The organism is Streptomyces sp. G45 (genome assembly GCF_049542095.1).
Lineage (GTDB): Bacteria > Actinomycetota > Actinomycetes > Streptomycetales > Streptomycetaceae > Streptomyces.
The window spans coordinates 5,753,605-5,766,889 of record NZ_JBMUZU010000001.1 but is presented as its reverse complement, the minus strand read 5'-3'; the positions used below and the strand labels follow the sequence as shown (position 1 = coordinate 5,766,889).

General features: G+C 72.2%; 9 protein-coding genes, 1 tRNA gene, 1 pseudogene and 1 riboswitch. Of the genes and pseudogenes, 6 read left to right on the top strand and 5 right to left on the bottom strand.

Translation table 11 applies throughout. The features are described from left to right. Positions 1-176 precede the first annotated feature (176 nt). From ACOBQU_RS24325 to ACOBQU_RS24315, 3 genes are all read left to right on the top strand, one after another. Positions 177-250: transfer RNA gene (locus tag ACOBQU_RS24325), tRNA-Lys, on the top strand. Between the two features lie 340 nt (positions 251-590). Beyond that, positions 591-1,304: a FadR/GntR family transcriptional regulator gene (locus tag ACOBQU_RS24320; RefSeq protein ID WP_423629503.1), complete on the top strand. Its 714-nt coding sequence runs from the start codon at positions 591-593 to the stop codon at positions 1,302-1,304. Between the two features lie 512 nt (positions 1,305-1,816). Continuing rightward, positions 1,817-5,719, top strand: a complete 3,903-nt coding sequence (locus tag ACOBQU_RS24315; RefSeq protein WP_423629501.1) for a galactose oxidase-like domain-containing protein — start codon at positions 1,817-1,819, stop codon at positions 5,717-5,719. 15 nt (positions 5,720-5,734) lie between these two features. On the opposite strand, the gene ACOBQU_RS24310 is transcribed toward ACOBQU_RS24315, so the two are convergent. Further along, positions 5,735-6,793, bottom strand: coding sequence for a glycoside hydrolase family 6 protein (locus ACOBQU_RS24310; RefSeq protein WP_423629499.1), 1,059 nt, complete (start codon positions 6,791-6,793; stop codon positions 5,735-5,737). Between the two features lie 158 nt (positions 6,794-6,951). On the opposite strand from ACOBQU_RS24310, the gene ACOBQU_RS24305 reads away from it, so the two are divergent. From ACOBQU_RS24305 to ACOBQU_RS24295, 3 genes are all read left to right on the top strand, one after another. Beyond that, on the top strand, positions 6,952-7,830 hold the full coding sequence (locus tag ACOBQU_RS24305; RefSeq protein ID WP_423629497.1) for an ANTAR domain-containing protein: 879 nt from the start codon (positions 6,952-6,954) through the stop codon (positions 7,828-7,830). 326 nt (positions 7,831-8,156) lie between these two features. After that, positions 8,157-8,303: riboswitch (cobalamin riboswitch) on the top strand. 33 nt (positions 8,304-8,336) lie between these two features. Next, a complete protein-coding gene (locus ACOBQU_RS24300; RefSeq protein WP_423629495.1) occupies positions 8,337-8,564 on the top strand; it encodes a CbtB domain-containing protein in 228 nt (75 codons plus the stop codon). Between the two features lie 116 nt (positions 8,565-8,680). Then, positions 8,681-9,409 carry a CbtA family protein gene (locus ACOBQU_RS24295; protein WP_423629493.1) on the top strand — a complete coding sequence of 243 codons (729 nt, stop codon included), beginning with the start codon at positions 8,681-8,683 and terminating at the stop codon, positions 9,407-9,409. On the opposite strand, the gene ACOBQU_RS24290 is transcribed toward ACOBQU_RS24295, so the two are convergent. The 4 genes and pseudogenes from ACOBQU_RS24290 to ACOBQU_RS24275 form a co-directional block, all read right to left on the bottom strand. Continuing rightward, the gene (locus ACOBQU_RS24290) at positions 9,406-10,083 is read right to left on the bottom strand and encodes a class F sortase (protein ID WP_423629491.1); all 678 of its coding nucleotides are present in this window, start codon (positions 10,081-10,083) and stop codon (positions 9,406-9,408) included. The two genes, ACOBQU_RS24295 and ACOBQU_RS24290, sit on opposite strands and share 4 nt — an antisense overlap. Before the next feature lie 9 nt (positions 10,084-10,092). Then, positions 10,093-10,617 carry a hypothetical protein gene (locus tag ACOBQU_RS24285; RefSeq protein ID WP_423629489.1) on the bottom strand — a complete coding sequence of 175 codons (525 nt, stop codon included), beginning with the start codon at positions 10,615-10,617 and terminating at the stop codon, positions 10,093-10,095. 233 nt (positions 10,618-10,850) lie between these two features. Then, complete coding sequence (locus ACOBQU_RS24280) at positions 10,851-11,630, bottom strand: HAD-IIA family hydrolase (protein WP_423629487.1); 780 nt, start codon at positions 11,628-11,630, stop codon at positions 10,851-10,853. An 86-nt stretch (positions 11,631-11,716) separates the two neighbouring features. Beyond that, a pseudogene (locus tag ACOBQU_RS24275) lies at positions 11,717-13,212 on the bottom strand (alkaline phosphatase family protein). Positions 13,213-13,285 lie beyond the last annotated feature (73 nt).

The following is a 13,285-nucleotide window of genomic DNA, read 5'->3' as shown; positions in this document are numbered from 1 at the left end:
GCATGTTGACGGTCCGAATGATGGATCGGCAGGCGATTCCACGGCGCGGACCGGACACCGCTCCCTTCGCCGGGCGCGCCGCCCCCTCCGCCCCCCTCCGCTCGGTGCGCCGGGCCCCCGGCCGCCAGTGGTCAGGACCACCCCCGGACATCCGGTAGAGTTATCCAGGTCAGCAGGCGCCGCTAGCTCAGTTGGTTAGAGCAGCTGACTCTTAATCAGCGGGTCCGGGGTTCGAGTCCCTGGCGGCGCACAGACAGGAAAGGCCCTCCGCTCCGGCGGAGGGCCTTTTCGCTGCCCGCGCCACGACGCGACACCCACCCCGCCCCACCCGGCGACGCCCACCCCACGACACCCATCCCGCCCCGCGACGCCCACCCCGCGAGGCCCGCCCCACACCACGACACCCGCCCCACACCACAGCGTCCACCCCACGCCACGACACCCGCCCCACACCTCCGCCCCTCCACCACGCGCCCCCGCGCTCACGCGGCCCCGCGCTCACGCGCCCCCGTGCCCCCACGCCCCCACGCTCACACACCCACTCCCCCGCGCGCCCTCGCGCCCCCGCGCCGACCGCTACCGTTGCGCCCATGGCGCGCGACATCCAGGAGCGGATCAAGAGGCTCATCATCGACCAGCGGCTGCCCTCCGGCGCCGTGCTGCCCACCGAGCCCGAGCTGATGGAGCGCCTCGGCGTCAGCCGGAACTCGGTGCGCGAGGCCCTGAAGGCGCTCCAGGCCATGGGCATCGTCGAGATCCGCCACGGCTTCGGCACCTACGTCGGGCCGATGTCCATGGCGCCGATGATCGAGGGCCTCACCTTCCGCACCGTCGCCGGGCACTACCGCGGCGAGGACAGCCTGCTCCAGCTCCTGGAACTGCGCGAAGCCGTCGAGACCGGCCTCATCGCACGGCTCGCGGGCTCCATCCCCGCCGCGGACCTCGCCGACCTCGACGCCCTCGTGGACCGCATGGACGCCGAGGCCGCCTCGCCCGAGGGGGCCGTGCGCGCCGAGACCGACCGCGCCTTCCACACCACGCTCTACCGCTGCCTGGGCAACCGGCTCCTCGGCGAGGTCCTGGAGGCGTTCTGGGACGCCTTCCACCGCGTGCGCACCGACCTGGTCGACGTACCCCAGGACCCGAAGGTCACCTGCCGCCAGCACCGCGAGATCCTCGACGCGGTGCGCTCCTCGGACGTACTCCGGGCGGAGCGGGCGATAAGGGAACACTTCGGTAACATCCGCACCCGGCTGAGCGCACCCGCCCCAACAGCGGCCCCTCTTCCCACATATGACCGGTAAACTGCTTGCTTCGCTCTTGCGATCATGCTTATGCGCGGACAACCTTGTCGGAAGGCCGGGGCAGGCCGCGGCTCTCGGGTTCTCGCGAAGGGGTTCTCGTGAGGGGGCTCTCGTGAGGGGGCTCTCGTAAGGCGCCTCCAGGGTGCTTTCGCGCGCTTTCGGGTGCCTCATCCGGCGTGCGTCACAAGGCGGTTGGGCTTTGGGGCACCACCCGCCGGGAGAGCCCACCGGAAGAGCCCACCGGGACGCGGGGACCAGGATCCACCCACCATCCGGGACCTGGATTCGTACGGGCCGGGACCGGAATCCGTACGGGTCCGGACCAGGACCCGCAGTGCGGGGCCCGCGTTCATGAACGGATGCCGAGGGGGGCATCATGCAACCGGAAGGCCTCATTTCGCTGTCTTGGCGGAAGGAGGCCCAACAGTGACGCGCCCGCGCAGGTCATGGGGGACCCGGCCGGGCTGAAGGACCGACGACCACGCGGACGACCGTGTGCGGGGGGATGACCGATGACGTCCACACCGGCGGGCGAGCAGCACAGCGACCCGTCCCAGACGACCCGGCTCAGAGTGGTGTCGCACCGGACGGCGGGCCTCAAGCGCCTGAAGAAGTCGCTGCCGCGCTACGACTACGAGCACTACAGCCGCCTCGCGGGCCCCCTCACCCAGCCCGACCCCGGCAAGCCGTACCGGGTCCAGTACCGCTCGCTGCTCTCCCAGGAGCCGCACCGGATCCGCGCCGCGCTCATGCTCGGCGCCGCCCCGCTGCTCTCCCTGGTGCTGCTCGCCTGGCTCCTCCAGCCCGACCACTGGACGGAGCGCGACTACCCGGCGTACGACTTCCTGCCGGTCCTGGACATCGTGATGCTCGTCTCGATCGGCCTGATCGAGTTCTTCCGCTGCATGAACGTCCTGTCGAACGCGCACGCCACGCTCGTCGCCCGCGACCCGGTGCCCGTCGTGCCGGAAACCGGCACGCGGGTCGCCTTCCTCACCTCGTTCGTGCCCGGCAAGGAACCGATCGAGATGGTGACGAAGACGCTCGAAGCGGCGGTGAGATTGCGCCACCGCGGACTGCTGCACGTGTGGCTGCTCGACGAGGGCGACGACCCGGAGGTGAAGGCGGTCTGCGCGCGCCTGGGCGTGCACCACTTCTCCCGCAAGGGCATAGCGAAGTGGAACCAGGCCAAGGGCCCGCACCGCGCCAAGACCAAGCACGGCAATTACAACGCCTGGCTGGAGGCGCACGGCGACCACTACGACTACTTCGCCTCCGTCGACACCGACCACGTCCCGATGCCCAACTACCTGGAGCGGATGCTCGGCTTCTTCCGCGACCCGGACGTCGGCTTCGTCATCGGCCCGCAGGTCTACGGCAACTACGACACGTTCGTCACCAAGGCCGCCGAGTCCCAGCAGTTCCTCTTCCACGCCCTGATCCAGCGCGCGGGCAACGCCTACGGCTCCCCCATGTTCGTCGGCACGAGCAACGCCGTACGGATCAAGGCGCTCCAGCAGATCGGCGGCCTGTACGACTCGATCACCGAGGACATGGCGACGGGCTTCGAGATCCACCGGCACCGGAACCCGGCCACCGGGAAGAAGTGGAAGTCGGTCTACACCCCGGACGTGCTCGCGGTCGGCGAGGGCCCGAACGCCTGGACGGACTTCTTCACACAGCAGCTGCGCTGGTCGCGCGGCACGTACGAGACCATCCTCAAGCAGTTCTGGAAGGCGCCGTTCTCGCTGCCGCCGGGGCGGCTCTTCAACTACACGATGATGGTCATCTTCTACCCGATGTCCGCCCTGAACTGGATCCTCGCGGCCCTGAGCTGCGCCCTGTTCCTCGGCCTCGGCGCCTCCGGCGTGAACATCGACCCGACGATCTGGCTGATGCTGTACGGCAACGCCTCCGCCCTCCAGATCGGCCTGTACGTCTGGAACCGCCGCCACAACGTGTCGCCGCACGAGCCCGAGGGGTCCGGCGGCGTCGCGGGCATGGTGATGTCGGCCCTCTCCGCGCCCATCTACGCGCGCTCCCTGATGGACGCGGCGCTGCGCCGCAAGTCGAAGTTCGTGGTGACCCCCAAGGGCGACTCGGCGAGCCCGGACACGCTGTTCGGGACGTTCCGCATCCACCTGTTCTTCATCGTGGTCTTCGCCGGGTCCATCGTGGCGGCGTACGTGTACGACCACGCGCACCCGGCGATGATCACCTGGGCCGCGTTCGCGCTGCTCGTCACGGCGTCGCCGATCTTCGCCTGGCGGTACGGGATGCGCCAGGAGCGCAAGCGGCCCGGCCCCGCGCCGGACGCCGCCGCCGGGCCGCACACGTCCCCCGCGCCGCCCGCCTCGCCCGCGCCGCAGCAGGGCCTGCCGGTGCGCCAGACCGCGTACGCCCAGCAGCACCCCAACTGGGCCTCGAACGCCTCGAATGAGGACACCATGCAGATCGCCCTCGGGAGCCACGAGAAATCGAGAGACCCCTCAAGCCGCCGCCGCGCCCGCCGCCTCGCGATAGGCACGGCGGTGGTCCTGGCCCTGGCCGGGATGAACGGCCCCTGGCTGTGGCGCGTGGGCTCCGAGAAGTACCACAACTACAAGATCAACCAGCCGGAGTACAAGGCCGAGAACGGCCACTGGAAGGTCGTCGAATTCCCCGAGGAGTACCGGCAGAACACCATTCACGCCTCGCTCCTGCACACCGGGAAGATCCTGATGGTGGCGGGCTCGGGAAACAACCAGAAGAACTTCGACGAGAAGAAGTTCGACACCCGGCTCTGGGATCCCGAGAAGAACACCATCAAGAAGATCCCCACGCCGACGGACCTGTTCTGCACCGGCCACACCCAGCTCGCCGACGGCAAGCTGCTCATCGCGGGCGGCACCAAGCGGTACGAGAAGCTCAAGGGCGACGTCACCAAGGCGGGCGGCCTGATGATCGTGCACAACGAGAATCCGGACAAGCCGATCACGCTGCCCGCGGGCACCCGGTTCACCGGGAAGAAGAACGGCAAGACGTTCGTGTCCAAGGACCCGATCGTCGTCGAGCGCGCGAAGAAGGTCTTCGACAAGCGGACCGGCGCGTTCCTGCGCAATGACCCCGGCCTCGGCCGCATCTACGTGGAGGCGCAGCGCAGCGGCACCGCGTACGAGACGGGCACGCAGGACAACTACCGCGTGCAGGGCCTGAACGGCGCCGACGCCCGCAACACGTACGGCATCGCGCAGAAACTCGCCCTCGACAAGAAGGACTTCCAGGGGATCAAGGACACCTTCGAATTCGATCCGGTCGCCGAGAAGTACATCAAGGTCGACCCGATGAACGAGGCCCGCTGGTATCCGACGCTGACCACGCTCGCCGACGGAAAGGTCCTGTCCCTCTCCGGCCTGGACGAGATCGGCCAGTTGGTGCCGGGCAAGAACGAGGTGTACGACCCGAAGACCAAGAAGTGGACGTACACCAAGAAGGTCCGCCAGTTCCCGACGTATCCGGCGATCTTCCAGATGGCCAACGGCAAGCTCTTCTACTCCGGTTCGAACGCGGGCTACGGACCCGACGACGTGGGCCGCGACCCGGGCATCTGGGACCTGGAGACCAACAGGTTCAAGAAGATCCCCGGCATGAGCGACCCGGACATGCTGGAGACCTCCAACACGGTGGAGCTGCCGCCCGCGCAGGACCAGCGGTACATGGTCGTCGGCGGCGGTGGCGTCGGCGAGTCCACCAAGGCGTCCAAGAAGACCCGCGTCGTCGACCTGAAGGAGCGCGACCCGCGCTTCGTCGACGGCCCCGAACTGGACAGGGGCACCCGCTACCCGCAGGCGTCGATCCTGCCCGACGACTCGGTCCTGGTCTCGGGCGGCTCCGAGGACTACCGGGGGCGCGGCGCCTCCAACATCCACGAGGCGCGGCTCTACGACCCGCGGAAGAACACCTTCGACAGGGTCGCCGACCCGCACGTGGGCCGCAACTACCACTCGGGGTCGATCCTGCTGCCCGACGGCCGCGTCATGTTCTTCGGCTCGGACTCGCTGTACGCCGACAAGGCCAACACCAAGCCGGGGAGCTTCGAGCAGCGCGTGGAGATCTACACGCCGCCGTACCTGTACCACGGCGAGCGCCCCGTCCTCGGGGCGGGCCCCAAGACCATCAAGCGGGGTGGGTCCGGCACGTTCGCCACGAAGGGGGCCGCGTCCCTCACGAAGGCCCGCCTGATCCGGCCGTCCGCCACCACCCACGTCACGGACATCGACCAGACGTCGATCGCCCTGGACATGAAGAAGTCCGCGAGGGGGATCACGGTGACGGTTCCCAAGAACAGGAGCCTGGTGGAGTCGGGTTGGTACATGCTCTTCGTGACGGACGCGGAGGGCACGCCCAGCAAGGCCCAGTGGGTGCACGTGCCCTAGGGGAAGACGCGCCCCTTACGGGGCGCTGTTCTCCGCCAGCTTCAAGGCGTACGCGGGCCACCACTGTCCGGCCTGCGGGCCACCGCGACACGTGCCGTCGGACTCCCCGGGGCGCTTCACCCACAGGTAGGCGTCGACCTGCGGGTCACCGGTCTTGGTGGTGGGGGCCTTCCCCAGGGCCCGGCCCGGGGGGTTGCACCACGGGTCCTTGCCGCCCCCGGCATAGGGCCCGCGGCCGTTGCGGCTGGTGTCGATGACGAAGGGCTTGCCGCCGACCTTGGCGGAGAGGGTCTTGCCGTAGGCCACGCTGGCCTCGGTGGTCTGGAAGTTGGAGACGTTCACCGCGAAGCCGTCGGCCTTCTCGACGCCGGAGCGCTTCAGGGGCTCGAAGAGGGCGTCGGGGTGCGACCACCCGGCGTTGCCCGCGTCCAGGTAGACCTTGGTGTTCTTCAGGGACGTGAGGGTGCCGATGGCGCCGTTGAGGAGGTCGTAGCGCTCCTCGTGGAACTGCTCCGGCGTGCACTTGTCGACCATGTGCAGCACCGCGTCCGGCTCCAGGACGACCGTGGCGTGCCGGTCGCCGATGCCCTTGGCGACGCCGTCGATCCACGCGCGGTAGGCGTTGCCGTCGGCGGCGCCGCCCTTGGAGAACTGGCCGCAGTCGCGGTGCGGGATGTTGTACAGGACGAGGACGGCGTCCCGGTCGGCCTTCTCGGCGGCCTGGGTGAAGCCGCGCGCCTCGTCCTCGGGGCGCTCCGGGCCGATCCACTCGGCGACGGGCTGCTCGGCGATCTTCCGGATCTGCCGCGCCTCGTCCTTCTTGCCGTCCTTCTCGTACGCGGCGACCTGCCGCGCCGCGTTCCCGTCGGGGTTGACCCAGAACGGCGCCTCGTCCTTCGGGCGCTGCTGCACCGGGCGCGTCGCGCCGTCCCCCTCGCCCTCGCCGTCACCGCCGTCGGACGAGCACCCCGAGAGGGCGGAGAGCAGCAGGGCCGCGCCCGCCAGGAGCGCCGGAGCCGCCGTCCCCGGGCCGCGATCCCCCGTACGCGACCTGTGTTGTTGCGGTACATCCACTCCCCCTTGGGCGCACGGTTCAGTGGTCAATCCTGACATAACACAGTGCGCCCCACGAGGGCGGACGGATGCGCGAAGGCACCTGTTGGAGAGCTGTTACAGCGTCCGGAAGCGGGGTAGGCGAGCTGCCGTGGGGGGCGGTGGAGAAGGGAACGCCCATGCCCGACCGCGCCTCACAGCTCCAGCTGGCCCGGGCCCTCGTCGAGGCCGTCGACACGGTCAGCGACGACTTCGACGCGGGGCGGCACCTGGGCCGCGTGAGCCAGCACTGCGCCGAACTCCTCGACGCCCTCGCCGCGGGGGTGATGTACGCGGACCCGGACGCGGCGGACGGCGGGGCGCGCCTGGCGGTGAGCCGCCGCGGGGGCGAGCTGGCGCGGGAGCTGCTCGAGGCGCAGCGGCGCGGCGGGCCCTGCGTCGAGGCGTACGGCAGCGGCCGGGCGGTGCCGCCGGTGCGGCTCGGCTCCGGCGACGCGCTGGTGCGCTGGCCCGCCTTCACGGCGCGGGCCCGCGCGCGGGGCGTGGCCTGCACGTTCGCGGTGCCGCTGCGGGAGCGCGACGACGTGTTCGGCGCCCTGAACGTGTTCGTCCCGCGGGCCGACCCCGCGGGGGCGCGCGGGGGCGCGGGCGACGGCGGAGTGGAACTCGCCCGGGCGCTCGCCGAGGCCGCCGCGGTCGGGCTGCGCAACCACCGTACGTACGCCTCGTACCGGGTGCTGGCGCAGCAGCTCCAGTCGGCCCTGACCAGCCGCATCCGCATCGAGCAGGCCAAGGGCATCCTCGCCGAGCGCTGGGGGTCGGGGCTCGACGGCGCGTTCGACACGCTGCGGCGGTACGCGCGCCGCGAGCGCCTGGTGATGGACGCGGTCGCCCAGGCGGTGATCGAGGGGACGCTCGACGACGCGGTGCTGCGGGGCGACGGGGCCCGCGCGGACGGGGTGGCCCGCACGGACGGGGTCGCCCGCGCGAGCGGGGACGGCACCCGCCCCGGCCGGGACGGTGCGGGCGGCCCGGGTGCTGGCGTCAAACGCCCCTAGGCCGCGGTCGCCTTCCGCTCTAGAGTCAGCTACACGGCCCAAGCCCCCGGCCTGAGTTGACCGAGGACCGCGCCCCGCGTCGGGGAGCGGACCACCAAGGCCTCCCGCGCCGACGCCGGGTTCCTCCCGCAGCTCGTGCGCGCGCGGTCGAGGACCAGCCCGGTCGGCGGCTCCAGGGGGAGCGGGTCGTTGACCGGGCCAGGTGCGTCCCGGCCCACCGCACACGTTCCGGGCGCCACACGCGCGCGGGCGCGCGCGCCCGCTCCGGGCGCCTGTGCGCCGCCGCCCGGCTCACTTGACCTGGTTGACAGTGTCCATGACCACCTGGGACTCTCCCGGCGACAAGTCCATACATCGAGGCGACGGTTGCCAGGAACCCGGTGCGACTCCGGGACGGTCCCGCCACTGTGACCCCGGGCGCGTGCTGTCGGCGCGCGGGGAAGTCAGGAACTGACCCGTCGTCCTCCTGCCATGGGGCGTGGAAACCCCAGAAGGAGAGTGACGGCATGTCCGCTTCCGCCGCGCACACCGCACCACAGTCCGAGCACGCCGCCGTACAGTCCGCGACCATCCAGACCCGCGACTGGCTGATCGCGGCGGCCGCCGCGATCGTGGCGCTGATCGCGCTGTACGCCGTCTTCATGGACAACGGCTCGCTGGTCTCGGCGACCGGCGACTACCTGCACGAGTTCGCGCACGACGGACGGCACCTCTTCGGTGCCCCCTGCCACTGATCGGGGCCGCGCGCGCCATGACGTCGTCCCCTGACTCCCCGAACTCCCTCACCGCTCCCCGGACTTCACCCACCGGCCCCCCTGACTCCGCGTCCGCCCCGGTCACGGCCTCGCCCGTGCTGTCGTTGCTCGGCCGCGGCCTCGCGGCCGGGGGCCTCGGCGGGCTCGCCGCCGGTCTGTTCTCGCTGCTGCTCGCCGAGCCCCTGATGGACAGGGCGATCCGCGCGGAGGAGGCCCGCTCCCACGAGCACGAGCCCGCGGGCGGCGCGGTGCAGCACCACGAGGAGCTGTTCTCGCGCTCGACCCAGCACGCGGGCCTGGTCATCGCCCTGGTCGTCGCGGGCCTCGCGATCGGCGTGCTGTTCGCCGTCGCATACGCCGTCGTGCACCGGCGCGACCCGCGCGCGCACCCCTGGCCGAGGGCGCTCGCTTGCTGCGCGGCGGCGTTCTGCGCCGTGTCCCTGTTCCCGGCGCTGCGCTATCCGGCGAACCCGCCGGGCGTCGGCGACTCCGGCACGGTCGGCGACCGGCAGGAGATGTGGCTGGGCGCGGTCGCCGTGAGCGTGCTCGGCATGTTCCTGGTGTGGCAGGTGTACGTGCGCCTGGCGCACCGCCCGCTGCCGGTGCGCCAGGGCGCGGCGGCCGTGACGGCAGTGGCGGTCCTCGCGCTGCTGTGGGCGCTGCCGGACAACCCGGACCCGGTGCCGGTCAGCCCGACGCTGCTGTGGGACTTCCGGATGCTGTCCCTGGCGTCGCACGTGCTGCTGTGGGCGGTGTTCGCGGCGGTCTTCGGCGGCCTGGGGCTGCGCGCGCTGCGCGGCACCCGGAGTGCCGCCGAGGGCTAGCGGTCCACCCCGGTGAGGTAGGCGGAGACGACGACGTTCGCCGAGTAGGTGCGGCTGGCCCGGTCGAAGGTGCCGCCGCAGGTGATCAGGCGCAGCTCGGCCCGTCCTGCCTCCCGGGGCCCGTAGGCCCGCCGCGCGTCGAAGTCGTTCCCGCCGAGCACCTGGACGTCGTCCACGGTGAACTCGGCGAGGGAGCCGTCGTCGCGGGTCACGCGGATCTTCTCGCCGGGGCGCACCGCGCTCAGGTGGTAGAAGACCGCGGGCCGGGTCTCGGTGTCCACGTGCCCGACGAGCAGGGCGGGCCCGGCGGCACCGGGCCGCACGCCGCCTCCGTACCAGCCGACGACGCCGGGCTGCGCGTACGGCGGCGGGTCGATCGCGCCGCGCGGGTCGAGGCCGCGGGCCACGACCGGGGCGCGTACGCCGAGGGACGGCACGTCGACGCGCTGCGGGCGCGCGGGGTCCAGGGGGTCGTGGGCGCGCGGCAGGTCGACCCCGGCGGGGCGGCCCACGGCGGCGACGTCACCGGTCGTCGGATCGGAGAGCCCGCCGCGTACGTCGGTGATCTCGTTGCCCCACAGCCACAGGCCCACCAGGAGCACCGCCCAGGCCGTCCCCATGACGAGACGGCTCGTGCCGTGCGGGGGGCCGCCGTCGGGCTCCGGCCCGGTCATGGCGGCGGCTCACTCGGGGCGGCGCCGACGGACGCTGCGCAGCGCCACGGCGACGGCCGCCGCACCGGCGAGCACCAGGCCCACGACGGCGTGGCGCCTGCCGGGTCCGGCCTCCTCCGCCGTGGCGACCGTGGGGGTCAGGGGGGCGGTGCCGCCGCCGCCCGCGCGCACCGGGGAGACGGGGGTGGGGCCCGCGCCGGTCACCTGGACGGTGCCCACGCCCTGGTGCGGGTGGCCGTCGCAGGTGACGGTGATCTCGTAGGTGCCGGAGACGCCCTGTCTGACCCGGGCCGTCCCCGCCAGCGCGCCCGCCGCCCCGCGCAGCTCGGCGTCCCCCTGGAACGCGCCCGATCCGGCGCTTCCCGTGGTGCCCTCGCACCCGGTGACCCGTAGGGCCAGCTGGGCGCCGGGGGGTGCGGTGCCCGGGGTCACCCGGGCCTTGACCTGGTCCTGGTCGTGGGCCGCGGCCGGGCCGGGCGGGGCGAGGAGGGCGAGCGCCGCCCCGGCACCCACGGCCACCATCCGTATACGCATCGTGAACCTCCTGTCCTCCAGGCTCACGCTCCCCCACGCCCCCCGCATCCCCAGCGCCCCCGTCCGGGTCCCTGCCGGGGGCTCCCTCCCCCACCCCGCCCCTTCCCGAAACCAAGGGGCTCCGCCCCCTGGACCCCCGAAAATCGGCCTGGCGGCCTCGTCCTCAAACGCCGGACGGGCTGAATCTGTCGCGCTGGGGGCGCGCCCCGCGGGAGGGGGCACACCCGTCGGGGCTACACCCGGTCGACGAGGTCCGCGATGGAGTCGACCACCCAGGAGGGGCGGAACGGATAGCGGTCGATGTCAGCGCGGGAGGTGAGCCCGGTGAGCACCAGGAAGGTCTCCATCCCGGCTTCCAGTCCGGCGAGGACATCCGTGTCCATGCGGTCCCCGATCATCGCGCTGGTCTCCGAGTGCGCGCCGATCGCGTTCAGCCCCGTCCGCATCATCAGGGGGTTCGGCTTCCCGGCGAAGTACGGCTTCTTCCCGGTGGCCTTGGTGATGAGCGCGGCCACGGCCCCGGTGGCGGGCAGCGGGCCCTCCGTGGAGGGGCCGGTCTCGTCGGGGTTGGTGCAGATGAACCGCGCGCCGTCGTTGATGAGCCGCACCGCCTTGGTCATGGCCTCGAAGGAGTAGGTGCGGGTCTCGCCGAGGACCACGTAGTCCGGGTCGTGGTCGGTGAGGACGTACCCGATGTCGTGCAGGGCGGTGGTGAGGCCCGCCTCGCCGATGACGTACGCGGTGCCGCCGGGCCGCTGGTCGTCGAGGAACTTGGCGGTGGCGAGGGCGGAGGTCCAGATGTTGTCGACGGGCACTTCCAGGCCCATGCGGGTCAGCCGGGCCTGGAGGTCGCGCGCGGTGTAGATGGAGTTGTTGGTGAGGACCAGGAACGGCCTGCCGGACTCGCGGAGCTTCTTGATGAACGCGTCCGCGCCGGGAATGGGCACGCCTTCGTGGATGAGCACCCCGTCCATGTCGGTGAGCCACGATTCGATGGGCTTGCGCTCTGCCATGGGGTGCACTCCTGCGGTCTGCGTAAAGCAACAAAGTGGCTGATGGGGCGCCGGAACGTCACTGTGCCGACACCCCACCAGCGTAATCACGACGCGGCGATCTCGACCCCGTCGATCACCCAGTACCAGTTGTTCCCCCGGTGTACCGGAAGCGGACCCGTGCCGTGCGGGCTCCAGCGGGCACCTGGAGGCGGACGCGCTCCACGACGGAGGGGGTGTCGGCGGTGTACGTCTTCACGACGACGGGCGCCCCGTCGTCGTACGAGACGAGCACCTGCCCCTGCTGCGGGGCCTGGTGGCGGTAGTACGTGGTGTAGGTGAGGGTCGCCGGGGCGCCGCCGGTGACGGGGTACGCGGGGCTGACGAGGGTGGAGTCGAAGGTGCCGGTGACGGGCTTGTCGGACCACTCGTCGCCGTCGGCGACGGCGAAGACGTTCCGGGCCCGGATGTTGAGTTCGCGGTGCTGGTCGCGCTGGGTCTTCGTCCAGAACTCGTCCGTGGTGAAGGTCCAGCCGCGCCACTCGGTGACGCCTCCGCCGCCCATGCGCGCGTTGTCGACGCTCCAGCCGTCGGGCGGGGTGTGGGTGAAGCCGACGACGCCCGCGCCGACGCCGGACTCGTCCACGGGCGGCTTCAGCGCGGGCCGCAGCGCGTCGAAGGCGTCCGGGCGCGGCTGCTGCACCGGCCGCCCGTCGAGCCCCCACGCCGGGTCGATGGCGACCCCGAGGTGGGCGAGCGCGCTGGCGGCGACGTCGGGCATGCGCACGTCGTGCCGTACGGAACCGGCGGTGAGCCCGCCGCCCGCGGCGATGAGGAAGGTCTGCCGCTCGGCCCAGCTGGAGCCGCCGTGGCCGCCCGCGTCGGTGTGGCCGTGGTCGGCGGTGACCATGACGAGCCAGTCCTCGTCGCCGTACGTGGGCCGGGCGGCGACGGCGTCGAGGATGCGGCCGACCTGGGCGTCGGCGCCCTGGATGGCGTCGAGGTAGGCGCGGCTGGCGGCGCCGCTGGCGTGCCCGGCGTGGTCGATGTTGTCGAGGTGGACGAAGACGGCGTCGGGGTCGCCCTGGGTGAGGGCGGCGACGGCCCGCGCGGTGGTGCCCGCGTCGTACTCGGCGGACGGCGTGGACACGCGGGTGTCGACCTTCGGCGAGAGGATCGTGTCGGTGATGGGCGCCCAGGACGACACGGCGTACGTCGTCAGGGCAGGCCGGGCGGTCTCGGCGCGGGTCAGGAAGTCCGGGTGGGCGGCGAGGGCGTGGCCGGTGAAGTCGTTGCTGAGGACCTTGTGCTTGTCGGGCCAGACGCCGGTGAGGACGGTGGCCCAGCCGGGCCCGGACAAGGTGGGGGCGAGCGGCTGGGCGTAGAGGCTGCTGGGGGCGGTCAGACCGCGTGCCATCAGGGCCTTCAGGGTGGGCGCGGCGGCGTCCCGTATGCGGTTCAGGAGCGCCCCGTCGAGGCCGATGAGCAGCACTTTCGGTGTGCGTACGGGGGTGGCGCGGGCGAGGTCGGACAGGGGGCCCGCGGCGGTGGCGAGGGCGGCGGCGGAGACGAGGAGCGAGCGGCGGCGCAGGCCGTGGGACACGGTTCCTCCGGGGGGTGGTGGGTGCGGGCATGGCGACGCCCCTGACGGTGCAGGGGCGTCGCGGGGTGCTGGG